Source organism: Rossellomorea vietnamensis, assembly GCF_008180615.1.
Lineage (GTDB): Bacteria > Bacillota > Bacilli > Bacillales > Bacillaceae_B > Rossellomorea > Rossellomorea vietnamensis_D.
In genome coordinates this window covers 19,393-43,402 of sequence record NZ_VTEH01000021.1, presented here as the reverse complement: position 1 = coordinate 43,402, position 24,010 = coordinate 19,393, and the positions used below count along the sequence as shown (strand labels likewise).

Here is a 24,010-nt window from a genome sequence, read left to right as displayed (position 1 = left end):
TATTCTCGGATAAAAAAATAATAGGACGTTAGTAAATTATTGAAGGAGGAGTTAAGATGAAGAACACTAAGAAACTATCAACTATAGCTCTTGCCGCTGGTTTTATGTTAGGCGCAACTGGAACAGCCAGTGCGGATGAAATTGTGATAAAAGAAGGAGACACCATTTGGGGCATCGCCCACGACTATGGGGTCGATGTAACTGACCTTATGGAAGCAAATGCTGATTTCGATCCTTTAGCGCTCCCTATTGGAGAAGTAATTGGAGCCGATACAAGTGAAGAAGTTCACTTAGTTGGAGATGGAGACACTTTAGAAACCATAGCAGACGATAACGGCACTACAGTAGATGAACTGATCACCCTCAATCCGGGCATCGATCCCTATCTTCTTTTACCAGGTGATGGTATCGTGATTGGAAGCGGTGACGACGAAGTAGTGATAGCATTGGAAGATGAGAACGAAGAAGCACAACAACAGGAGAATACCAATGAAGCATCCGATGACGATCGTAATGTAACTCAAAATGCAGATGACAGTGAAGAAAATGAAGAGAACAATAATGAGGAAAGTAATGAAGATAGTAATGCAGTAACTAACAATGAAGAAAATACCGACGATCAAGCAGGCAATAACGCCGAAGATGGTACTGTAAATGAAAATAATGAGCAGGAAAACAATGAAGAGAATAATACTGAAGCGAACAATACAGAAGAAAACAATGATGAAGAATCGAACACTGACGAAAGCAATTCATCTCAAACACAAGTTGATGAAGAAGAAAGAGAAAATGATGATGAAATGATGAATGACTATCAAGGTAAGTAAGATTCATTCACTTTTTCAAATATAGTTAATGGTAAATAATATAAATAGCCCCTCACTTAAAAAAAGATTAATAAAAGAACAGCAGTGATTTCGCTGCTGTTCTTTTATATTTCTATTGATAAAATTTATGAGTAATCTTCTAACTTGGTGTTCATTAGGAAAATTAGCTCCTTGACTTGATTACAGCTTCTCATCTCCTCTTTAGTGATGAGCATCTCATATCCATTGTTTCCTTTAATAAATGCAGCAGGAAATTCAACTTTCGGGAGCTCACTCGATAGCTCATCCAGATGGAGAAACGTAATTTTATAAGGAAGATTCCGAAGATAGGACTTCCACTCCCGATTCATGGTAGTTAGCCCATAAGTCAGCTGACACAGCTCACATGAGTAGGTTTCAGGTGAAGATATTTTATGCAGGCTATCAAGAAGTCCATTCCAAATGCCGCTTTTGGCGTTATACACAAATATAATCTCTCCTGACATTTCTACCAGCTTCTTTCATAAGTTTTTTAAGCGCTGACTCATTATGTTAATTACATCTTTCCACACCACTATCGAAATTAATAGGATTATGTTTTATAAAAGGCTCTCTTCCAATATTTTTCTTCTATTCGATTTAAAGTTCGAAATGGATATCCGGCCGTCACCTGTCCACCCATTTTCTAAGAAAAAAGCTGACCCCTGCTTAATCAGGGAGTCAGCTAATAATTCTTGTGAGATGATGTAAACGATTCATTACTGTAAATCCGCATCATAGTCATATTGAGTACGATCTACTTCTTTAAAGCCATCTGGTGTGTAGAACCGTAATAAATCGCCATTGACCACTCTATCTGAGAGGCTTAACTTTTGTTCTGCTATCTTTTGCATTTCTACAGCTTTTTCTCTTTGGTCACTTGGCAGCAGTTTCCCAGTAGAAGTATCATAGAATTTTCCTTCAACTGATGAGATATCCTTACTTACGAAATCTCCATTTCTGAATGGGATAATATCATCATGTTCGTCAGAAAAGATATCTGTTCCAAAGTGCAGATACTCATCAGACTCGATTCCAAGCAAATGAAGGAGAGTTGGAAGCAGATCAATTTGTCCTGCAAATTCATGATTCACTTCCCCTTCCATGCCAGGGACCCTGATGAATAATGGCGTCCGCTGCAAACCGGCACTTTCAAATGGGGTCACTTCTTTTCCGATAACTTCCCTCATTGCGGCATTGTGATTCTTGGATATCCCGTAATGGTCTCCATACATTACGATGATAGATTCATCGTATAAACCAGACTCCTTCAGGTAATGGAAGAATTGCTCCAGGGCTTCATCAGCATATCTGGCTGTCTGAAAATAATCATCTACCGTTTTATCACCAGTTGTATGTTTACCGATTGTAGCTTCTTCTTGATCCATCGTAAACGGGAAGTGATGGGTAACCGTAATGAAGTTCGCGTAGAACGGTTCAGGAAGCGATTCTAAATAAGGAATCGACTGCTTGAAGAAAGGCTTATCCATCAAGCCGTAATCAGCTAAATCCTCCTGTTCGATATCAAAGTACTGATCGTCATAAAAATGATCATAACCAAAGGATTTATAAATTTCATCCCGATTCCAGAAGCTCCCGGTATTGCCATGAAATACAGCAGAGGTGTAGTCCTGCTGCTGTTCTAAAATCGCAGGAGCTGAATGGTAGGTATTCAGCCCTTTTGTTGTAAAAGCTGAACCTTGAGACAGACCATATATAGAGTTGGCAACCATATACTCTGCATCAGCCGTTTTTCCTTGAGCTGTCTGATGAAAGAAATTATCAAAGTAGAAGGTGCTTTCTTCATTCGTCAAAGAATTCAAGAACGGAGTAACTTCTTCACCATGCAGTTCATAGTCAATAAGGAAATTTTGAATAGATTCCATGTGAACATAAATTACATTCATCCCTTCCCCTTTTCCAAAATAGTCTGGATTGGGATCCGCATGGTTCGATCTAGTATAGTTCTCTATCTCTGTCGCATCATCACTGCTGGCCAAAGCCCGCTGTGCAGTCGCTTTCGTGCTCTGATAAGCATCATATATTGTATAATTGTAGACTCCCAGATACTTAACAATGTAGTTCCGGTCAAAGCCCCTCTTTAATAATTGCGGACGATCTATTTCCGAAATTGCCAGGTTGACGCCTGATATCAATAAAGCGGTCACCAACAACCTTTTAACCCTCTTTGATGTCACTGTGTTGATTTCTAGTCTATTAAACTTCAATACAAGGTACCCAAGAAGAAAAACGACGTCTGCAAAAAACAACAGATCGACTGGCTGCAGCAGAGTCCCTGCGCTGCTGCTGACATTTCCAAAGTTCTGGGTCTGCATTAAAGTTGGAATTGTAATAAAATCATTGAAAAATCGATAGTACAGGGCATTTGCAAATAACACGATGGACATTATAAAATAAATCACCATGAGGATGATAAATTTCTTTCTGCCCTTAAAAAGTAAAGCCAAACCTAAAAACAATAACGATGAACCTAAAGGATTCACCAAAAGCAATATATGCTGGATAAAACTTTCGATTCCTAAATTAAATTGAGTTAATTGGACGACATAAGTTTTTAACCAAAGTAATACAACTGCCATTACGAAGAAGAACGTGAATTCGTTTGCAAAGTTAGTTGTATTCTTATTAGTTATTGGGGTTTTCATGATTACACTCCCTTTACATTAAATACAACTTGCTTATGTTTTACAAAATCTTAACATATTCTGTCCCAAAAAGGAACCATAATGGTATTATAGTATTATGTAAATCAACAAAGGAGTGTTCATCATGCTAATTGGGTATACAAGACCCTCCACCTTAGATCCAAACTGCCAACAGCAAAATGCGCTTCTATATAAAATAAATTGCGGTAACATTATAGAGGAGGCTCACTCTTCCTCAAAAAATAGACATGCTCTGGAACAATTGCTGAATGACCTGAAACCAAAAGACAGGCTTGCGGTTGCAAAGCTTTCCAGTTTAGCAGACTCCCTTCCCCATCTCCTTGAACTACTTAATACCATCGAGGAAAAAGGCGCTGCTTTTGTATCAATTGAAGAGGAAATCGATACAGAGAAAGATAACAATGCTTCATTCAAGAACCATTTAGAACACATTCTAAAATTCAACCGTGATACCATCAGTTCAAAAACCCGGGAAGGTCTAAAAGAAGCAAAACTGAGAGGAATCTCTGCGGGGAGACCAAAAATACCTGATGATAATATAAAACTGGCACTAACCATGTATGAGTCAAAAGAGTACACAATGTCTGAAATTAAAAACAAGACAGGAATAAGCAAGTCTACTCTATACCGTTATCTTGGAAATCATAAAAATTAATTCTTTGGAAAAAGGAAATTAGAGAATGCGGACGGAGGTACCTACACGGGAGTGCCCTCCTGGAATAGAATTAAGAGTTTCTATTTTCAGCGCCCAGCTCCTCGGGGTCAAAAAACCTCAAGAGAACATTTGCCTGTCGGGGCTGACCAAGGCGCTTCCACTTTAATAAATAGAGGGAAAAATTCCCCTTGTTTAACAAAATCCACTAAAAATAGCTAAAATAGGGGGAGAATTTCCCCTTATTTGAATCAAAACACTAAATTAATGGTACTTTTCTTTATATAAGGGGAAAAAATCCCCTTATTCATCAACCATTTTAGTCCAAAACTGTAAATAACGGGAAATTCTCCCCTTATTTTTCACATTAGATTACTCAATTAAGGAGATGACTCCTCTTTTTCGATATTTCCAGAAGATTGTTACTCAATAATGCTGCTTCGCATTATCTCCCAGGAGGATTGGAGCGTACGACGAATGACCTCCGCCAACAGGTTCCCCCCAGTGCCGCCACACATCCCTTTCCCTTCAATAAACTACTTCCATATAGCGGTATACTTCTTTTTATACTTCGGGTCTTCAACCGTTTCTGTCAATTCTAATGCAGTTTGCTTGATGGTTTCGTCATGGAAATGCTTATATAAATTTCTCATATTTTGAAGGATGTCATTTCGGATTAAAGTAAAATTTTTTTCGTCTGTTCCCCTCCTGAAACGGTCCTCCATAGCTTTCATCACCATTTCTTTTTGCGGCGGCCCTGCGATTCCGACCTTCCAGATTGACTGGAGGCTGTGCCGGGCAGTTACAAACTTTTCGTCTTTGGTTACCTGCCACAATTTAGAAAAGTCTTTCATTATTCTCATCTCTGGATCGCTTTTAGCAAGATTCGCTAAATATTGGGCGGCGCGGGATCGCTGGTGGTTGTCTTTATGAGTTAAGTCCTCTAACAGCTGATCCAAAACCTCATAAGCCCAATCAACTTTTTGGTCCGTAATATTTAGAATGGTATGAAAAGCTTCATATCGCTCCTCTTTATCACCTGATTTTGATTTTTCGAATTCCTTTTCAATTTGACTATCCACTATTTCAACTCCCTCCTAACTAATCTAGTTTAATTACTGCTGCATGATCTGAATCAGATTTCCGCAAGTATCGTCGAAAACAGCTATTGTGATTCCGCCCATTTCTGTTGGAGACATTGTAAACTGGACACCCTTCTCGACCAGCCTTTTATACTCTTCTTCAATATCCTCAACGCCAAACATTGTTACAGGAATTCCATCGCTGAATAACTTTTGTTGATAGTCCTTAGCAGCGGGATGCTCATTAGGTTCCAGTAATAGCTCGGTTCCGTTTTCTTGACCTGGTGTAACTACAGTTATCCATCGATGCTCACCAGTGGGCACATCGTGCTTTTTAACAAATCCCAGTGTTTTCGTATAAAAATTTAACGCCTTATCTTGGTTTTCTACAAAAATACTCGTTACGATTATATTTAACATTTATAGACCTCCCTATATAGTTCAAAGCAGCACTTTCAAAATCCTAATACTTAATCTATCCACCCTTCCAGCAAATTCTTCAGCGGTTCTCTGTTAAAATTAAGCACCCTGTACTTTCCTTTTCGTTTTGAGTTTACAAGCCCGGCAGCTTCCAATGCTGAAAGATGTTTGGCGATCGCTTGTCGTGAAATGGCAAGATTGTGCTTCATAATGAGCCGTGTCGTAAGCTCATACAAAGTTAGGTCATTTCGTTCCGACAGCTCATCCAATATAATTCTCCGTGTCGAGTCACTAAGTGCTTTGAATATAGCGTCTTTATCCCATCTCATAAACCGATTATATGCAACTTCAAGGTTGCATGTCAATCATAGGCAACTAATTGGTTGCCTATAAACCAGGAATGAGACGGAGGATTCCCTCGTCCCCCCGTCTCAGCAACGCTTCCGTATTCCCGGTAAGGCATCTTTTATATCTACTATACCGTCATCTTCCAGCTCGATGCGGCCAGCCAGTTTTCTTTCTCTTTATAGTCCGGCACGATTTTTCCGACAAGACGCCAGAAAGACCGGTCATGATTGAGATGAACCATGTGGCACATTTCATGAACGACTACATAATCAATCACTTCCCGGGGCGCCATGGCAAGCTTCCAATTGAAGGTCAGCTGCCTTTTTCCATCGCAGGTTCCCCAAGTTGTTTTGCTGTCATTAATACGGATGGAATGCGGCTTTGTTTTAAAGTGATGTTGATGTTCGGAGATACTCTTCTCTACTAACGCTTTGCACTGTCTGTAATAAAACCGTTTTAAAGCCTGTTTAATCCGCTCATCTTCAAGCTGTTTGACGTAGATATGCAAAGTGTTTTCATCAAACTTTATATGATCTTGCGGGGTGCTCCAATCCTCATGGACTTCTATGGGATATACCTTTCCTAAATACAGAAATTGTTCACCGTGCACATAGTCCTTTTCCTGCGGCCCATTCAGTCTGTCTTTTCTTTCATTCGAATTCTGCAGAATTACTTCCCATCTATCTTCTATTAATCGAAGGATAGCTTCGTCTGGCGTGCCCTTAGGTGCATGCACTTCAACATTTCCATAACTGTCAAGGTAAATACCAATGGATTTGCGGTTTTTATATTTAATATCAAAATGGATCGTCTCACCTGAAAAAGTATGGTTCATGAGTTATCCCCTGTATCTGATGGTTAATCCTTTTAAGAAATTCCTGGCATACCGGTCACCGCAGATCTGGTAATTCTTGTGGCCTTCTCTCCGCAATATGGCGCCGATTTCCCCTTTGGTAACCGTCACTCCAGCATCATCCAATATCTCGATCATGTCTTCACTTGTGAGAGAGAGCGCAATTTTCACCTTCTTAAGCAGAAGGTTATTCACGTGCTCATGGGTTAAAGCAGGTCGTTCAGGCTGCCCCGGCTTTGGCTCCTGCTTTCCTCTTTTATATGTAATAAAACCGTTTAAGAAAGACTCGAACATTTCATCATCACACGCTATATGGGTCTCTGTTACAGCAAGATCGTCCTCTGATTTGGTCAGTACTTTCATCACTTCTTCTTTAGACAAATCCACCCCGCCCAGCTTGAAGATCTCAACCATCTCTGTATTTTTGATATCCAGTGCATATCGTAAGCGGATTAATATATCGTTATTATCTATATTCATTGATAAACCTCCTGTTAGTTACACGTGTCCAGATTTTAGCATATTTGCGACACTGAATTACTAGCTTACCACTTTATCGACATTTTTACATCGTGAGAATTGAATGTGAATCAAATTTGTGCTGAAGCGTAAGGTATCTGGTTTCGATAAGAAAAGCCTTGCTTTTTTGGTGAAGCCTTCATAATAGGACAGCTGGACCTCACCTTGCTCATCATTCCCTCAGAATCCTCACATTTAAACGACTGCTAAAAAAACCGTCTGAGGTAAAAGAATGAATCACTCGAATGATTTAGTGATATCAGCTGAAAATCATTGGGTGAGCAAGCAAAGCGGCGTTTTGATGTTTCATGGTAAACACACCAGCCCTGTTATTCCCGGTAAAGGTTTATTCACAGAAGTGTCAGGGTAGTGTAATGAGAGCTTTGATGTTTATTAGAAAAGAATTTCAGTATGCGAGATTTACATAATGAAATTCATCAGTCGGTGAGAGAGCCGCCATCATCAGAGAGGTATTTTCATATTTTTAAAACAGGTGGGATAACATGAAAAAGATATTGAAAACGGGAGCTTACTTTGCAGCCATCCCTTCATTACTAATTACAGGATGTTCGCAATCAGTAACTTCAACAAACCAGGAATCCATGATGCATCAACAAACAGAACTTTCCCTTAGTGAGCAGCATTATGCGATTGCGGATGCAGCGAATTCTCCACGATTCGCTAACCAAGCATCCTTTCAGGCAATCGAGCCCAGCCAAAGTGCTCAACCGCTGAAAACCAACTATACAGAAGAACAGCTGGCGGAAATGCCAAGGACGCAGGCACATGGAGGCGACACGGAAAGAAGTGTGCCATTAGGGCAGACCTTGACCAAAGGTGCAGAAGATGCAACAGATGGACCGCTTAAGGATCATAGAATCGTCTCCTATTATGGGCATCCCAATTCAGTGAACATGGGAATTTTAGGAGAGCACAGCCCTGAAGTTTTCATGGATAAACTTCTTGAGCAAACCAAGGCCTATTCTGAACTGGACCCTGAAAGACCGGCTATCCCTGCGATCGAATTGATCTCAACTGTAGCTCAGCGGAGTCCCGGAGAAGATGGTGACTATATCGTTCCAACACCAGACGAAGCTATTGAAGAATATGCCCAATTGGCAGAAGATCACAATGCCCTGCTGATCCTCGATGTACAGCTTGCCCGTGATACCGTCATGAATCAGGTCAAATCGCTGGAAAAATACTTAAAAATGCCTCATGTCCATTTAGCCATTGATACGGAATTCCAAGTCAAAGAAGGACAAGTTCCCGGAGTGGACTTAGGTACGGTCGATGGTAAAGAAATTCAAGAAGCGATAGAATATGTATCAGATTTGACGGAGGAAAATGGGCTTCCTGATAAGTTTGTCATTGTCCATCAATTTGCAGAGAAAGTTCTTACCAACAAGGACGCCATCCAGCCTACGGACAATGTGGAAGTTGTCTTGAATTTTGACGGCCATGGAATTGCTGGAATTAAAAGAGCAGGATACAATGAACATGTGCAGAAGCAGCCAATTCAATACGGAGGCTTCAAGGTGTTCTACAAAAAAGATGAACCACTAATGACGCCTAAGGACGTCTTGGAATTAGACCCTGCCCCTGCTTTTGTTAATTACCAATAGAATAAATTCAGGTCAGAAGGGCCGATCTCTTGTTTTCAATGAGAGATCGGCCCTTCTATTTTTACGGGATGAGAAGTATCTCTTCACCAAAAGAGGCTGCATGCAAACCAATATCAATTCTGTCCCGCTGGTCTGCACCACCCAATTACAGAAAAAGACTATTCTTCTTTATTAATTGATATTGATATTCATTATCACTGATAATATAATATAAATATCTTATACTTTTTAAAGGAGAATTCCATGTATAAAAACCAAAACACCAAAACCCTGACGACCATTGCTTTACTAGCTGCTTTACCCATTGCACTAATGTTCGTTCATGCAATGCTGATGATGTTGATCTATACCGTCTATACGCTTGTTTTAAAACCGCAAAAATCAATTATGATCGGTGTCATCATCGGAACTATCTCTTTCATAACAACTGGCAAGATCTTTGCTACTGCCAACATTATCATCCTGCCTGTCTTTGCCATAGCCATTTTTCTGCTCAAGCCTTATATCTTTTCAATTAAAGACAGAATGTTTAACTGGAGCACTTTATCATACAATGGCAAAACCAAACTCAGATTGGGCATCATGATTTTCCTAACACAACTAATAATAAATTCAGTGAATGAAATTATTTTGGCACAACTATTGAATATTCCTATTTTCACTGGACTCATCGTCGCTTTCATTATTTCCCTTATTCCTGCCATAATCATAGGAATTACAGGCATTGAGATATCAAAAGCGTTTGCTCATGCGTATTCCCGTTTCTTAAAGAATTCTAACGCTAAGCCGGCTTCATTAGAGCTATAGTGAAATTTTCTCCTTGAATATACATAAAAAATCATTCACCTAGTACCCTTTTTAGATCAGCTCTCCTTCTGAGATGACGGTTTCATGCAAGACTCGAAATTCTGTATGACTTCCCTAAAACGAAAGATACTGCCTTATAAAGAAACATAACAAGCCAACACGGACTTGTTATGTTTCTTTATTTCTTATGAATATGTGGACAAGTGGAACAACAATGGCTTTTATCACCTTCATGTTGAAGGTAGGCGAGACAGCAATGCTTGCGAATATAGGCTGCTGTGCTGCTTCCGCCTTCCGTTTTTCTAAAAGTAAAGTCTAACGGATTTCTTTGATTCTGAAACAATTCCGCTCCTGTCATCATACGAAGAACGTCCTCTGATGATTGTTTGCAGTCGGAGAATTTCTTTCGTAAGAAATGGCTCCGTTGGTACAAGTTATGACTCACCAATGATTGTAGATGTGGTACTTTAGAGTTTGCTATTTTGCAAACTATCTCAAATAGCGGTGTCAAATGATCGGCAACTAAGGTATGTAGAAGCTTTTGTTCCTGCTCTTTGGACAACGATTTACGTGAGACTATATTTCTTGGATGAATAAAAAAACGGATTCCGCCTGTTTTCGTTACTTTGACAAAGATATTCTCTGGTGATGCGTCAATGACCATACCACTCAGCACCATCTTATCGAAGAAAACGATCGGCAGTACAGAATACCTTTTACCGAATAGTGTCCCCACGATTGTTAAATTAGGATTACCGTGGCTGTGGCTTTTCTGTACAAGGAGAAGATTTCGCAGTGTCTCTTCATCTTCTATTAACTTTTGAACGGAAAAATCACCTTTTTTAATGTGTCTTCTGCTGATGTGCACACCCAGCCGCTTCATTGATACTGATAAATATAGATTCATGAACAATTTCCTCAACTGTCTTCACCCTAATTTAGAATTTGAAAGTTTATTAACTGATTAACTTATGTTTAAAAAAATCTCATTACCTATTACTCTCTCTATAGTAAATCAAAACTAAATGACTGTATATGCAGTAATTAGTTCTGTACGAGGCGGAGGACCAGGTTCCGTGTCCCATCTGCTTAAAGTTCTAATTCATTCTTTTATAATTATCGACTAATGTCTTCAAGGGGCCGACTCAGGAAAATGCGGATTAACAATCATAAGGAAATTCCAAATTTAAAAGCTCAACTTCTCTGCAAATCAAAATAGAGAAATTGAGCTTTTTCAGTAAATTTTATTTAAGAATTCATTAACTGGAAGAAGTATTGAGGTTCATGAGTTTTATTTAGGTTATACCATGAATGTAATGCTTCTGGTGTCAATACGTCTAGTTTTTTCAGTACTTCCATGGCAAATTCCAGTGGAGCTATTCCTGATGCAGTGACTAAATTCGCATGAGATACCGCAGGTCCTGACTCATAGAACTTTTCTCCTCCATAGTTAGGACATACCATTTTAGTATAGTCTAAGTTATTACTTGTATGCTTCCTGCTATCTAAGTATCCCATATTCGCAAGGGCATCAGTTGCACCACAAATTGCAGCAACAATCGTGCCGTGCTTTAAAGCTCCGCCAATTCTTTCCAAGACAGGTTGATGAATTTCGTCACTCCAAGTAGTCCCTCCTGGTAAAATTAAAAGATCTTTACTCTCAAATGTACATTCATCAAGAGAAATATCTGGTTTTATGCTCAGTCCTCCCATAGTAGTAATCATTTCTTTGTTAGCTCCTACTGTTATTACTTTTAAAGGTGCTAAATCTTTTTTAAAATATCTGCCTGAATTTAGTTCAGCAATTAAATATCCATATTCCCAGTCCGACATTGTATTAAATACATAAAGAAAAGCTTTTTTTGTTTGCATCCAATAACACTCCAATCAACCTTGATACAGCTATTATAAAATAACTTCCCTGACAGTTAACGTCAGGGAAGTTATCCTTCTTGATGAAAATTTATTAATTCCGACAGAACTTCAATAAGTCTTTTTTTAAGACTTACTGGCTCAATAACTTTAATCGATTGATTGTACGGCAGCAGTAAATAAGGGACATAAGTATGTATGATATCTTTTTCAAGAAGAAAAACTGCCTCGTTTGAAGTACGTTTCTGTAAATAATGTCCTAAGAACCAATGTTGGCAAATATCAGCCAGCACATTTTTATCTCCATGAATAACCAAAGAAATTGCCTCTTCCTTATCTTCTATAGTTGGAAGAAGATTTTCTATAAAAAAGTCACGTGCTGAAAAATTTTCCGGGGGATTAAAATTATTTTCGGTCAGCAATAGGTTTTCAATTCGATCTATTCTAAAACTACGGATAGCATTTCTAAGATGACAAAATCCAATCAAATACCACTTATTATTCCAATAGACAATTCTGTAAGGATCGACCAATCTATCATTTAATTGCTTTTCGCCACTTTTATAGTAAAGAATTTTTACTGAATACCCGTCAGCTACAGCCAGCTCCAGCTTCTTCAAAAAAGATTCCATAGACAGTGAACTTACTCGACTTATCACTTCAAGACTAGTTAAATGTTGATTTACCTTTGTTTCCTGCTCTGGATTTGAGTATTTACTTAGTTTTGAAATGGCTCGATTCAGTGCTTCACCTCCATAATAACCGGCTTCTTCTGCAAAAACAGCAGCATGATAAAGTGAAGTTTGCTCCTCAAAATCAAAAAAAAGAGGAGCTTCAATAAAATTATTCATTAAAGAGTATCCACCGTTATGTCCCGGTTCTGAAATGATCGGTACGCCACTTGTTGAAATAGTATCAATATATCGATACACAGTTCTTATATTCATCTCTAACTTTTCGGAAATTTGTTTTGCTGTAATTTTTTCACCTGAACGAAGCATCCATAGAATGGCTAACATATTGTCGATTTTAGGCATACAATTCCACCTCTATATGAAAGTTATTTTATAAGCCGGGACATACCCGGGGGTTTTCGAGAACATCATAAAAAAACTGGTTACCATTTTCCAGATAACCAGTTTTCCTTGTATTCTACTTCTCTTTCAGCATCCCAAATACCTGCTCAACATCCTTGTCCCCTCTGCCAGAAAGATTAACAATAATGATATCTTCTTTTGATAGGGTTTTGGCAAGCTTTACAGCATGCGCAACTGCATGAGAGCTTTCCAAAGCAGGGATGATCCCTTCTATCCTCGATAATTCCTGGAATGATTCTAATGCTTCCTGCCCGGTTACCGTCACATATTCTGCTCTGCCAATTGTTTTCAAATGGCTGTGTTCCGGTCCGACACCTGGATAATCGAGTCCTGCTGCAATGGAATACGTCGGCTGCGGATTTCCTTCTTCATCCAACAGGGTTAAACACTTAAATCCGTGAATAACCGCCGGCACACCTTTTGTCAATGTAGGTGCTTCAGCTGGCTCGACACCAACCAACCGAACATCTTCCTCATCAATGTAGTGAGAGAATGCTCCTATCGCATTGCTTCCGCCGCCTGCACAAGCCACCACTGCTGTTGGCAGCTTTCCTTCTTTCTCAAGAATCTGCCTCTTGGACTCTTCACTAATGACAGATTGAAAATGCTTGACCATCGTCGGAAATGGATGCGGCCCGACTGCCGAACCCAACAGATAAAAGGTATTCTCATAGTTTTCAACCAGGTCATTCAAGGCTTCATCTACTGCATCCTTCAACCTGCCCTGCCCTTTATCAACAGGAATGACCTTCGCACCCAAAAGCTCCATCCGGAAAACATTCAGAGATTGACGGACAGTATCCAGCTTTCCCATGTAGATAATGCATTCCATTCCAAACATCGCACACGCGGTAGCTGTTGCTACGCCATGTTGGCCGGCTCCAGTTTCAGCGATAATTCTTGTGGCACCCATGCGCTTGGCTAATAATATTTGTCCGATGACATTATTGATTTTATGAGCACCTGTGTGATTAAGGTCCTCGCGTTTCAAATAAATCTTTGCTCCGCCTGTCTTTTCAGTAAGGTTTTTCGCAAATGTCAATGGGTTTTCACGGCCTACAAACTCTTTCAGATAGAATTTGAATTCTTCATTAAATTCCTCATCATCCTTATACTTATAAAACTGTTCTGCCAGGTTCGATAAGACCTCTTGTAAGTCTGGCGGAAGATAGCTGCCTCCAAACTCTCCAAATAACCCATTCTCAACTACACTGTTTTTACTCATCTCTAAACTCAGCTCCTCTAAATAACTTGAATATTCACTCTTGAATATTCATAATCTATTTTTTCATCATTTTCATCGGAAATCAATGATTTTATCCCTTTTTATCAATTTAATGAAACAGCGATGGACTAAGAAGCTGCCCCCTCATCACTGGAGAGATACATGTCAGACACATTTCTCACCAAATCGCTCGCTCCCGACCGACATGCGGCCAGCTTCATACATATCTCTCACCAATTCGCTCGCTCCCGACCGATATGCCGCCAGCTTCATACACATCTCTAACAAAATCACTCGCTCCCGACCGACATGCGGCCAGCTTCATACACATCTCTCACCAATTCCCTCGCTCCCGACCGATATGCCGCCAGCTTCATACACATCTCTCACAAAATCCCTCGCTCCCGACCGACATGCGGCCAGCTTCATACACATCTCTCACCAATTCCCTCGCTCCCGACGACAGGCTTCAGTCATAAATACTACTTGTTAAAGGCAGTGACAAGGCAGTTTTCCATCTGTTCTTCAACTATAAAAAAAGGATAATGAGAGTGTCTCCCATTATCCTTAAATAATTTTTCCAGCAAATAAAGATACATGTACTTCCCTGCTATTAACTGCGCTTCACATCATATCTCCTACAGCCCAAGCAGTCCTGGAAGAAAAAGGCTGATCTGCGGAATATAGGTCACAGCAAGCAATACGACAAAGATGGCTGCGTAAAATGGCAGTAATGGCTTTGTTACCTGTTCGATCTTTACTCCTCCAACACTTGCTCCGACAAACAGCGCGCTCCCGACCGGAGGGGTAATGCTTCCAATACATAAGTTCAGGCACATCATGATACCAAAATGGACCGGATCCATCCCAAATTCAGCCGTGATCGGCAGGAAGATCGGCGTGAAGATAAGAACCGCGGGAGTTATATCCATAAAAGTTCCTATAATCAATAGAATGATATTCATCAATAATAGAATGACGATCGGGTTATCTGACAGCGAAAGCATTCCACTACTTATCGCATCTGGTATTCCCGTAAAAGACATCACCAGAGACAGAATCGAAGACGTAGCAATCAAAAGCATGATGATGGCAGTCATCTCGACCGTTTCCAGCAGCATTTTCGGCAAGTCTTTCATCTTAAAACTTCGGTAGACAATCGAAAGAATGATAGAATATGCAACGGCAATGGCTGCCCCCTCTGTTGCAGTAAATATTCCAGCAACGATTCCCCCGATTACAATAACAATTAACATCAAACTAGGCAGGCTTTCCAGAAAAACTCTAAACCGCTGCTTCCACGTAATCTTCGGTGATACTGGATAACTCTTTTTCTTGGCAATAATGTAAGCAACCACAATCGCTGCAAGCCCCCATAGTATTCCCGGTATGTATCCGGCAATAAAGAGTGCTGCGACTGAAGTTCCTCCGCTGACCAAGGAATAGATGATCAGCAGTCCGCTTGGCGGGATGAGCAGTCCTGCTGGTGCGGATGCAATGTTAACGGCAGTTGAATAGGTTCTTTCATATCCTTCTTTTTCCTGCAATGGTGACATGACTCCCCCGATGGCTGCAGCGGCCGCAACCGACGATCCGGAAATGGAGCCGAATAACATATTCCCGACAACATTGGTATGAGCCAGTGATCCCGGCATCCTGCCTGCCAGCACCTTTGCCAGGTTGATCAAGCGGATGGCTATGCCCCCGCGATTCATAATGACTCCCGACAGAATAAAAAACGGAATGGCGAGAAGAGAAAAACTGTCCAATCCTGTTACCAGTTTTTGCGCTGAAGTAAAGACGGCGATATCAAACGGAAACAATATAAGCATAGTGGTGATCGATGCCCCTGCGATACTGACAGCTATCGGTACTCCAAGAAACAAGAGAATGAAAAAGGCAAAAAACAAAATCAATCCCGCAGTGATCGTCATTTTAAGCTCCTCCCTTCTGCGTCTAAAGGAGTGGCCGGCCACTCTGTTTCCATATCTTCTGAATAGAATTCCGCTTTCCTTTTTACAGTAGATTCATATATAGAAAACAACGAATAACAGATGATCAGGATTCCTGATACAGGCAGAGATAAGTAGATGGCTGCCATAGGAATGCCCAATGCCGGCGAAGACTGGCCCAGCGAAATGCCGATCGTTTGCACACCCCCAACAATCATGACAAGACTGGCAAACAACAAAACGATAACTTCTATTAAAATACTAACCTTCAAAGCGTTTTTCTTTGACACTTTATGAACGAAAAGTTCTATAGCCAGGTGTTTCTTATTTCCAAATGCGTAAGCAGCCCCCAGCATTGAAACCCAAATGAGTGCAAAACGGAGAAATTCCTCCGAAATGGTACTCGGCGCGTTGAGTACATATCTTGAAAAAACCTGCCAGACAGCCATCAGAACCATAACGGCAAGCACCGTGCAGGTTACAAAGGCAATTCCCTGATCCATCCACTTTTTTGCTTTCTCCATTCTTTACTCCCCCTTAGTCCCTTCCGTTGACATTTCACGGATTTCTTTGTAATAGTCTGCAGTAGATTCTTTAGCGGCAAACTCCTCATGAAGAGGCTGTACGGCTTCGGCAAATGGTTCCTTATCCACCTCATGGAAGGTGACGCCATTTTCCTTGCTTTTAACAATGGCTGATTCAACTGCTTTTCTCCAAACCTCTTTATGAAAAACAGTCGATTCCTCTGCTGCTTCCTGAATCAAATTTCTCTGGTCCTTAGTCAGCTCGTTCCATTTCTTTTCATTAATGATCAGGATATCAGGGACAATGGCATGTCCGCTGAAGCTGTATTCCTTCGCAACCTCTCCGTGATTGGCGTCCGTTAACGCCGTCTCATTATTTTCAGTGCCATCGATGACCCCCTGCTGCAGCGAGGTGTAAACCTCCCCGAAAGGCATGGGAGTGGGAGCACCGCCCATTAACTCAATCATCTCAATTGTAGTCGGAGTGGGCTGAACTCTTATTTTTAATCCCTGCAAATCATCCGGATGCAGGATAGGAGTATCTTTCGTATAAAAGTGTCGGGTCCCAGAATCATAAAACGTCAGGCCCCTGAAACCGATATCTCTTGTTTCATCATATAACTCTTCCGCAATGCTGCTGTTCATCACCTTATAAAAATGGTCTTCACCATCAAACAGATAAGGCAGACTGAATATAGAGTATTCTTCAGAAAAATTTTCCACCGTACTCGCACTCACCTTTGCAAAATCAATCGCACCCGTTTGCGTTAACTCTATAGCTTCACGCTCTGAACCCAGCTGTCCGCCCGGATAGACCTTCATATCAATCCTTCCCTCTGACTTTTCCTCTACTAAACTCGCAAACTCAGATAGTGACGTATGTATCGGATGATTCTCCCCTTGATTATGAGCAAGCCGCATAATAAGTGGACCCTCCCCCTGTCCCTCTCCTACAGCCTTTGCAGAGCATCCCAACAGTGAACTAACCACTAATAAGAGCACTAATGCTATTCCATAATAATTTCTCATCGATTTACTCCCCCTGCATGTGATCTTCTTATAGACGAAGGGCCGTATAAATATCTATAGTTGAGCCCTTACATATAAAAGAAATCATTTGAAGTTTATGGAATATAATTCCCCTTTTTGAAAATTTCGAAACTATTCTTATATAAAAAAATTTAAGGAGCGGTCTTTTGTCCCTATAAAGCAGTTACAAATCATGAAAGCTTCTTTTGCACAAAAAATGACGTGGATGGTTTTCCACGTCATTTTCTATGTATTTTCCATTTCAGAAACTGTCTGCTTTCAGAAAGAACATCGTCCCTTTATGAACCAATCTTTATCATTCCGGAAGCAGAACAACCTTCCCTACTTTCCCGGCTCCTTTAAAATACTCTTGAGCTTCCCGCGCCTGTTTTAAGGGAAAAGTGCGATCAATCACTGGTTTAATTTTGCCCTCAGAAACAGCGGCCAGCATCTGTTGAAACTCTTCTCTCGTTCCCAATACAGAGCCATAAAGAGTAATATGCTTTAAGTATAGTGTTCGAAAATCAAGTTCAGTCTTCTGCCCGCCTGCGGATCCGGAAGTGCAGAATTTCCCGCCTTTTTTTAAAGCCTCCAGAGAAGTCGAGAACAAAGCATCGCCGACAACATCTACTACCGAGTCTATGGGACCGCCATTGACCTCCAGAATTTCTCGAGCAAGGTCTGCTGACTTATAGGACAATACATGAGATGCTCCAAGCTCTTTCATCTTGTCCGTCAGTGCTAAATCTCCTACAATCGCAATGACCTTAGCTTCAAAGACTTTTGAAGCGATTTGAACATTCAATGACCCGACACCGCCATTGGCTCCAGTCACCATAACAGTCTCTCCAGGCTGGACGTTCAATTGTTCCAGCATATGCCATGCGGTTAAACCACTAACAGAGAAGACGGCACTTTCAATAAAATCAGGCAGAGGCATGTCATAACACAGATTAGCCGGCCATACGACATATTCGGCATATCCGCCGTCATATTCCGACCCTATGAAGGACATATCGTCTGAAATATGTTCAGTCCCAGGCTTTCCCCTAGAGGTAAACGGAAAAAGAACGACATTCTTACCCATCATGCTTTCATCTACAGCTTTGCCTGTCCCTACGATCGTTCCCGTAATATCGGAACCCGGAGTACGTGGGAATTGGACTCCTTCCGACCGCCAGCCAGACTTGGAACCCTTTCCGTATGCACCTTCCCTCATCCAGATTTCAGTGTTGTTGATTCCGCAGGCTTTTACTTTAATCAGCACTTCATCTTCTTTCGGTTGGGGTATAGGCGAAGAAACAATCTCCAGCTTATCAATACCGCCATATCCAGTAACTTGTACAGCTAACATCAGCTGTCCACCCCTTTCTTTGAAGTGAGATAGTTTGTAAATGTCCACTTTTTATTATTTTTTGCTGGGAAGATTTTTATGCACCAACGCAGCGAACAAGTACAGAGGATATGACGGAGTTCACCTGCGTCTTTCAGCAGCATAAATACATTTTAAAATCCTCTTATCCAACTGATTAAGACCTAACAAAAATGTTGTGTTAAGAGCCCAGCAATCCAGGGTATCAGAACACTATACATAGCCACGACTAAAAAACCAAAAACATAAGCAGTCTCCTTAAGAGAGCGGACTCATTGTTAATAAATGAAAATTGGTAGCCTTAACTAACATAGTATTTTCTTCCTATGTAAAGGGGTGAATATACTGTGCTTAGCAAAACTGAACACTTGCTATTCATCAGAGAGCTTGAACGTTTACACAACGAATTTAAAAAGTGTAATAATAACCTAGTCCGCGAATGGATTCATCAAGACATTCTTCTTCTTTCAAAAGCATTATTAATTGCTGCTATCATATAGCAGTTTTTTTTGTAACATGAGCAACATTGACTTCTATCCAAAAGCTCTTCTTCCACAATACTCCCTTGAGCATTGCAAATGCGGCTGCTCGATCAACAAATCTCTCAAGAATGATATAAGTAAAACTGAAAATCAAGTGTGTGTTCTTCAGCTGCTCACAGGTTATTTCTTAAAATGCCACATAGCGCAAATCCCACAATTTCGTTGAACGATGCAGCATTTGATCCGTTAATTGTACGGCTAAAGATACAGTTAATAAAATATATAGTATCTAAAGTTGAAAGCGAAAAGAATAAGGGCAATCATTGAAGCGGCTATACTTATAAATGTAAAAACAGAAACAACAAATTTTGCTAACCTAGAGGTATTTCCACACATGAAAGAATGGAAAAAGCTCATTCACTAGTATTTTTTGTTTTCACCATAGACCTATTAAATAAATATGGTTGAATCAAAAAACCAATTACCCTGAACGAAAGAGAATTAGCATAAATATTGGATTCAGGCTCACCTAAAGCCCTTCCCTAACTCAATTTTACCGTTCCAGTTGGAGGAAAGCTTCCTGCAGCAACTGATCACCCGACCTTGGAACGATTAATGATGCCCAACCTTTATGATTACTCCTTCACCTTAGCCACTCCCAGTGCATAGTGATTCCATAAAATATTTTCAACTAACTCTGCATGCGATTCTTCACAATCAATTATTAATACAACCTCGGACTGCTTACCTTTCAAGGCTCGCCTTTTCTTTTTGATCACTAATTCTGTAACAAGGCGAATAGAGAATCCTAGCATGAAACCGATGAAGGCGCCAATCAGCCCCCAATAGATAGGCCCCCATGCTAAATTAAAGCCAACACTTGCTCCAACAACAGAAAAGGCTGTGCCGAGAACCATCCCTATATCGATCAGCGATGTCCCATCTGAACGATGAATCGTATCAAAAACCATACGCTCTTCTGTTCGATTATCTAATGGGACAGCAAAGATGTTTTCTCTTTTTAGTCCCTTTTTCTCCAGCATAGATATCGCTATTTCTAAGAATGCATTATTTTCAAACGTTGAAATCAACTGCATGTCATCACTTCACTTTTCGTCCTTTTAAAATTTTGAAATCAGCTGCCTGATAGTGTTCTTTAAGATACTTTCTCTGCTCTTTTTCATAAAGCTTATTATTCTCTACTGTGTTGATATAGGAATCATAGACAGAAAATCCATAAATTGAAGGAAAAAAGAGAAGCCATTCAGGCTTTAATACAGATGTTGCTTCCTGCACCTTACCTAGAAACAAAAGCGAAATAGCTTCAAGACCATGAGAGAAATAAGAGAATGTGACGACCCAAATAATAACAAAAAATGCTGTCAGGATTCTATGTATATAAAGCTGCCCAAGACCAGGTACAAATAAAGACCAAATCACGGACATGACAGGGTTTCTTTTATCTAAATAATTTATTTCCAGTGCACCTATGCTAAATGAATTAAATCTATGCTCTTCCCGTTCTGCTAACACATAAATCTTATTCATATCAACAGTTGTTCGATAACTATCCCATATACCAAATATGTAAACAGGGATATAAATGAGTAACCACCTTGTATCTAATACATCTTTTGCCAGTTGAATCTCGCCTTGAAATGAGTAAACCATCGCTAAGTTGACATTAGCTTGGAAATTCACGATTACTTCCCAAATAAAAAGGACAAATCCTCGCAAATACTTGGAAAGAAGCAAGTGCCCGAACCCCGGAAATGCAGCACTCCACCATGCAATGATATAGGGATTTCGCAAATGAATCTGCGTCGTCCCCCAAATGCTGACATGAGCTTTATAGCGTCGTGCCGTGTTGTCATTCGTATAATTGTTCATAACGCCACCCTAAGAAATTCAAAATTGACTTTAACTATTATCATTCCTTAAAGCTTATATTTAATTCTCTTATTTATTTTTTCATGCTTCGTATTATTAGTTCAGCCAGATTCACAGTGCATTATCATTAATGGCAACACATATTTTTACTAAGAGCAGTGACTAAAAAAACCCCAGAACGTTTGGTTTCCAGGGTGTATCCATTCTACAGGCTCTCTTTGTTTCCATTCTTTTAAAAATCTTATTCCGGAGACACAGAAACAGATTCCTCGCCTCACCAAAAATTAAACAATCAAAAAATTCAGTTTTAAGCGTTTTAATCTTCACTAAAATACTCTGGTTTAAATTCCTTTATTTTAACAAATCACCAACTTCAAGCCTCCATATCATATGGTGATTAGCTTCTCCCCAATAATTCTCCAAGAAATAAAGTGGTTCTCCATACTTCTTTTTCCAAATCATTTGAGAACTAACATAGCCGCTATCTAAACAAAATTCCTCTATTCCTCTAAAATGCAGGGTTGAATACATCTTATTTAATAATAAATTTGCTACTCCCCTCCTTTGATAGTCAGGATGCACAAAAACTGTACCCACTTCGATAAGATCCTTAAATGCTCCCTCTGTACATTCCCTTATTAGTTCGCTTGCTGCACCATATTCAATTGTGCCGATGATTCTATCTCCATCTACAGCAATGAGAAAAAATCGCTTTTCACCATTGCTTTCTAAATCACTTTGTAAATAAGCTTTCTTACTTTCAATTTCGTCTTCTAGATCTTTTACTTTTTCCGCTATACCCTCTTTTCTAAATGTATCCGTTATGACTGTTTTAAAAAAGTGATGCAGTTCTTCTATATCCCAAGCACTTGGCCTTCTGATCTGCAGATTAAGCACTTTGAAACCTCCCTGTACAACCTTCACCTTAATCTTTTAAAAAGCTGTTTTCGCAAGGATTTTGGCTATCGAAAATTATTGGATTTCCACAGAAAAGAGCCTTACAAAAATGTTTCTTTTTCTAATAATGAATTAGATTAAAACAAATGGAATACCACTTCAGGCTCATGACTCTGTTTCAATCACATTAATCTTATATACTCAGACTGTTAAAAGGACTCATAGTAAATAATGGTCTTCTCTGCAGTTTTATTTATTCAATGCTGTTCAATTCTTTCCAAAATCCTGCATAGCAGGGCTAAAGGCTATCTTTTACCTGCTATGTCATCTTCATCTTACCTGCTTTTCATGCTTTTTCCATTTGTAGTAGTTATAGAGGAATTGCACTATTAAGGTAACAAAGAAAAAAACGGATATTAGGAAAGTTTGATAGAAATTTAATTTACCCCAAACAGATATACCAATGAGTAATATAATGATTAGTGGAATATTCCATACAGTACGAATCATTTTTCTTCTATAACTCAGCCCGTAATAGGCAAATATAAATCCTTTATCTTTCTTTTCTTTATTTCTGTAAATCAACGGAAAAAGTAGAGAGACAATAAGACTTACGATTAAAATTATAAAGAGTTGTTCAAATGGCATTGTAAATCATCTCCTTAAATTCTGCTGCCAAGATAAAATAATCATGAAGGATAAAAGGAAAGATTCCTTGTTCCTCTCATTTATATATATTCTTTTATAAACAATAAAAACAATAAAAAACTCAATCGTCTCATATTAAAGAAATAAGTTCACTTTAACCTTACCAAGGTATGTAATCGTTCTTACCACGCTATTTGATAAGCAGCAGTAAGTTAAACTAAACAGGTTCATCAGACCCGCAATGAGAAATTCACCAGATTGCCAGGATGTGATGGCTGAAAACAGAGTCCAGATGCCTATTAATACATTCGCAAATAACTCATAAAGACCTCCAAATGCGGCGAACATCCAGGTATCACGTTCTTCCCATGAGCCTGATTTCCGTCCTTCTTTCACGGAATGGACCAAGTGTCCAGATTGAATAATCATCGTGATCACCAAACTCACTTTCTGTTATTTTATAGATGGTTATTGGAATGGGCAGCCATATGGCGTACATCCAACATATCTCTAACAAATTCAACTTACTCCTGACCGAAACACGAATCCCCTTATACCTATCTTCCACCAATTCGACATGCTCCTGACCGAAATGCCCCTTACTTCATACATATTCACACTAATGTCATTCTCTTCCGATCGACAAAGTACATAGACTGTAAAATCCTAAGGAATAACTTCGTAGCCATTCCCATTGTACCATTCGAACCGCTGCCTTTTTTGTGCTTGGCCCGATAAACCTATGTAACTATGATAACTCACTTCTTTCTCTTTGAAGAATCTTTCCTGAAATCTTACCACACAGTTATGTTGTAAAAATAGGGAGGGAAAATGCACCCATCCCTCTGTCCCACCCCGCACTAAAAAAAGAAGGACAGTTTAACTGCCCCTCCATACCGTGAAAAGTCTATTTAAACAAATTCACTCAGCAGTAACCAATAACATGGATTGAGCGGCAGATTAGGGTCCACTGGAATATCGTCTGAATTATAACCGTCGATAAAACTTTCTGGATCAGTGGCAGATGCCCACCCTGCGACGGTAAATTCATTCATAATTGTATTGTCAGTACTGAATATATCTGTGCTGCCTATATAAAATGAATCGATGCCGGCGATTCATTTTCCAACAGTATTTTGGACAGTATTTCGATTACCGGGGTGTCACTGTGACAGGGAATAGCA

24 protein-coding genes are annotated in these 24,010 nt (G+C 39.8%); 4 read left to right on the top strand and 20 right to left on the bottom strand.

All coding sequences use genetic code 11. From position 1 onward, the window contains the following. Positions 1-56: 56 nt before the first annotated feature. Positions 57-827 (top strand): LysM peptidoglycan-binding domain-containing protein, encoded by a 771-nt coding sequence (locus FZC79_RS20040; protein WP_148948479.1) that lies wholly within the window; start codon positions 57-59, stop codon positions 825-827. A 125-nt stretch (positions 828-952) separates the two neighbouring features. Here the strand turns inward: FZC79_RS20040 and FZC79_RS20035 are convergent, their stop codons facing one another. Next, positions 953-1,312 (bottom strand): GTPase, encoded by a 360-nt coding sequence (locus tag FZC79_RS20035; RefSeq protein WP_148948478.1) that lies wholly within the window; start codon positions 1,310-1,312, stop codon positions 953-955. 252 nt (positions 1,313-1,564) lie between these two features. Beyond that, positions 1,565-3,511 carry an LTA synthase family protein gene (locus tag FZC79_RS20030; RefSeq protein ID WP_148948477.1) on the bottom strand — a complete coding sequence of 649 codons (1,947 nt, stop codon included), beginning with the start codon at positions 3,509-3,511 and terminating at the stop codon, positions 1,565-1,567. A gap of 124 nt (positions 3,512-3,635) precedes the next feature. Here FZC79_RS20030 and FZC79_RS20025 point away from each other — a divergent pair, with 124 nt between their 5' ends. Continuing rightward, complete coding sequence (locus FZC79_RS20025) at positions 3,636-4,187, top strand: recombinase family protein (RefSeq protein ID WP_148948476.1); 552 nt, start codon at positions 3,636-3,638, stop codon at positions 4,185-4,187. A gap of 533 nt (positions 4,188-4,720) precedes the next feature. On the opposite strand, the gene FZC79_RS20020 is transcribed toward FZC79_RS20025, so the two are convergent. From FZC79_RS20020 to FZC79_RS20000, 5 genes are all read right to left on the bottom strand, one after another. Then, positions 4,721-5,266 carry a hypothetical protein gene (locus FZC79_RS20020; RefSeq protein WP_148948475.1) on the bottom strand — a complete coding sequence of 182 codons (546 nt, stop codon included), beginning with the start codon at positions 5,264-5,266 and terminating at the stop codon, positions 4,721-4,723. 33 nt (positions 5,267-5,299) lie between these two features. Next, entirely contained in the window at positions 5,300-5,686 is a 387-nt protein-coding gene (locus FZC79_RS20015) for a VOC family protein (RefSeq protein WP_148948474.1), read from the bottom strand. 50 nt (positions 5,687-5,736) lie between these two features. After that, positions 5,737-6,015: an ArsR/SmtB family transcription factor gene (locus tag FZC79_RS20010; RefSeq protein ID WP_148948473.1), complete on the bottom strand. Its 279-nt coding sequence runs from the start codon at positions 6,013-6,015 to the stop codon at positions 5,737-5,739. A gap of 146 nt (positions 6,016-6,161) precedes the next feature. After that, positions 6,162-6,869 carry a M48 family metallopeptidase gene (locus FZC79_RS20005; RefSeq protein WP_148948472.1) on the bottom strand — a complete coding sequence of 236 codons (708 nt, stop codon included), beginning with the start codon at positions 6,867-6,869 and terminating at the stop codon, positions 6,162-6,164. Between the two features lie 3 nt (positions 6,870-6,872). Further along, on the bottom strand, positions 6,873-7,367 hold the full coding sequence (locus tag FZC79_RS20000) for a DUF1456 family protein (protein WP_187442908.1): 495 nt from the start codon (positions 7,365-7,367) through the stop codon (positions 6,873-6,875). 542 nt (positions 7,368-7,909) lie between these two features. Between FZC79_RS20000 and FZC79_RS19995 the strand changes: the two genes are divergently transcribed. Together FZC79_RS19995 and FZC79_RS19990 are read left to right on the top strand one after the other, a co-directional pair. Continuing rightward, entirely contained in the window at positions 7,910-9,031 is a 1,122-nt protein-coding gene (locus tag FZC79_RS19995) for a hypothetical protein (RefSeq protein WP_252183412.1), read from the top strand. Positions 9,032-9,274: 243 nt separating this feature from the next. Next, on the top strand, positions 9,275-9,838 hold the full coding sequence (locus tag FZC79_RS19990; RefSeq protein ID WP_148948471.1) for a hypothetical protein: 564 nt from the start codon (positions 9,275-9,277) through the stop codon (positions 9,836-9,838). Positions 9,839-10,016: 178 nt separating this feature from the next. Here the strand turns inward: FZC79_RS19990 and FZC79_RS19985 are convergent, their stop codons facing one another. The 13 genes from FZC79_RS19985 to FZC79_RS19925 form a co-directional block, all read right to left on the bottom strand. Then, on the bottom strand, positions 10,017-10,745 hold the full coding sequence (locus FZC79_RS19985; protein WP_148948470.1) for a hypothetical protein: 729 nt from the start codon (positions 10,743-10,745) through the stop codon (positions 10,017-10,019). Between the two features lie 341 nt (positions 10,746-11,086). Then, positions 11,087-11,710, bottom strand: coding sequence for a type 1 glutamine amidotransferase family protein (locus tag FZC79_RS19980; protein WP_148948469.1), 624 nt, complete (start codon positions 11,708-11,710; stop codon positions 11,087-11,089). A gap of 71 nt (positions 11,711-11,781) precedes the next feature. After that, a complete protein-coding gene (locus FZC79_RS19975) occupies positions 11,782-12,747 on the bottom strand; it encodes a helix-turn-helix transcriptional regulator (protein ID WP_148948468.1) in 966 nt (321 codons plus the stop codon). Between the two features lie 115 nt (positions 12,748-12,862). Beyond that, complete coding sequence (trpB, locus tag FZC79_RS19970) at positions 12,863-14,032, bottom strand: tryptophan synthase subunit beta (RefSeq protein ID WP_148948467.1); 1,170 nt, start codon at positions 14,030-14,032, stop codon at positions 12,863-12,865. A 638-nt stretch (positions 14,033-14,670) separates the two neighbouring features. Continuing rightward, positions 14,671-15,966, bottom strand: coding sequence for a TRAP transporter large permease (locus tag FZC79_RS19965; protein WP_148948466.1), 1,296 nt, complete (start codon positions 15,964-15,966; stop codon positions 14,671-14,673). Next, a complete protein-coding gene (locus FZC79_RS19960; protein WP_148948465.1) occupies positions 15,963-16,508 on the bottom strand; it encodes a TRAP transporter small permease in 546 nt (181 codons plus the stop codon). Before FZC79_RS19960 ends, FZC79_RS19965 begins: the two co-directional genes overlap by 4 nt. Positions 16,509-16,511: 3 nt before the next feature. After that, a complete protein-coding gene (locus tag FZC79_RS19955; protein WP_148948464.1) occupies positions 16,512-17,537 on the bottom strand; it encodes a TRAP transporter substrate-binding protein in 1,026 nt (341 codons plus the stop codon). Positions 17,538-17,853: 316 nt separating this feature from the next. Then, entirely contained in the window at positions 17,854-18,891 is a 1,038-nt protein-coding gene (locus tag FZC79_RS19950) for a zinc-binding dehydrogenase (RefSeq protein WP_148948463.1), read from the bottom strand. 1,135 nt (positions 18,892-20,026) lie between these two features. Continuing rightward, a complete protein-coding gene (locus tag FZC79_RS19945) occupies positions 20,027-20,488 on the bottom strand; it encodes a hypothetical protein (protein ID WP_148948462.1) in 462 nt (153 codons plus the stop codon). A 4-nt stretch (positions 20,489-20,492) separates the two neighbouring features. Then, positions 20,493-21,281 (bottom strand): hypothetical protein, encoded by a 789-nt coding sequence (locus FZC79_RS19940; protein ID WP_148948461.1) that lies wholly within the window; start codon positions 21,279-21,281, stop codon positions 20,493-20,495. 351 nt (positions 21,282-21,632) lie between these two features. Continuing rightward, entirely contained in the window at positions 21,633-22,178 is a 546-nt protein-coding gene (locus FZC79_RS19935) for a GNAT family N-acetyltransferase (RefSeq protein ID WP_148948460.1), read from the bottom strand. A 330-nt stretch (positions 22,179-22,508) separates the two neighbouring features. Continuing rightward, positions 22,509-22,826, bottom strand: a complete 318-nt coding sequence (locus FZC79_RS19930) for an ATPase (RefSeq protein WP_215727446.1) — start codon at positions 22,824-22,826, stop codon at positions 22,509-22,511. Between the two features lie 135 nt (positions 22,827-22,961). Continuing rightward, the gene (locus FZC79_RS19925) at positions 22,962-23,255 is read right to left on the bottom strand and encodes a hypothetical protein (RefSeq protein WP_187442907.1); all 294 of its coding nucleotides are present in this window, start codon (positions 23,253-23,255) and stop codon (positions 22,962-22,964) included. Between the last annotated feature and the right edge of the window lie 755 nt (positions 23,256-24,010).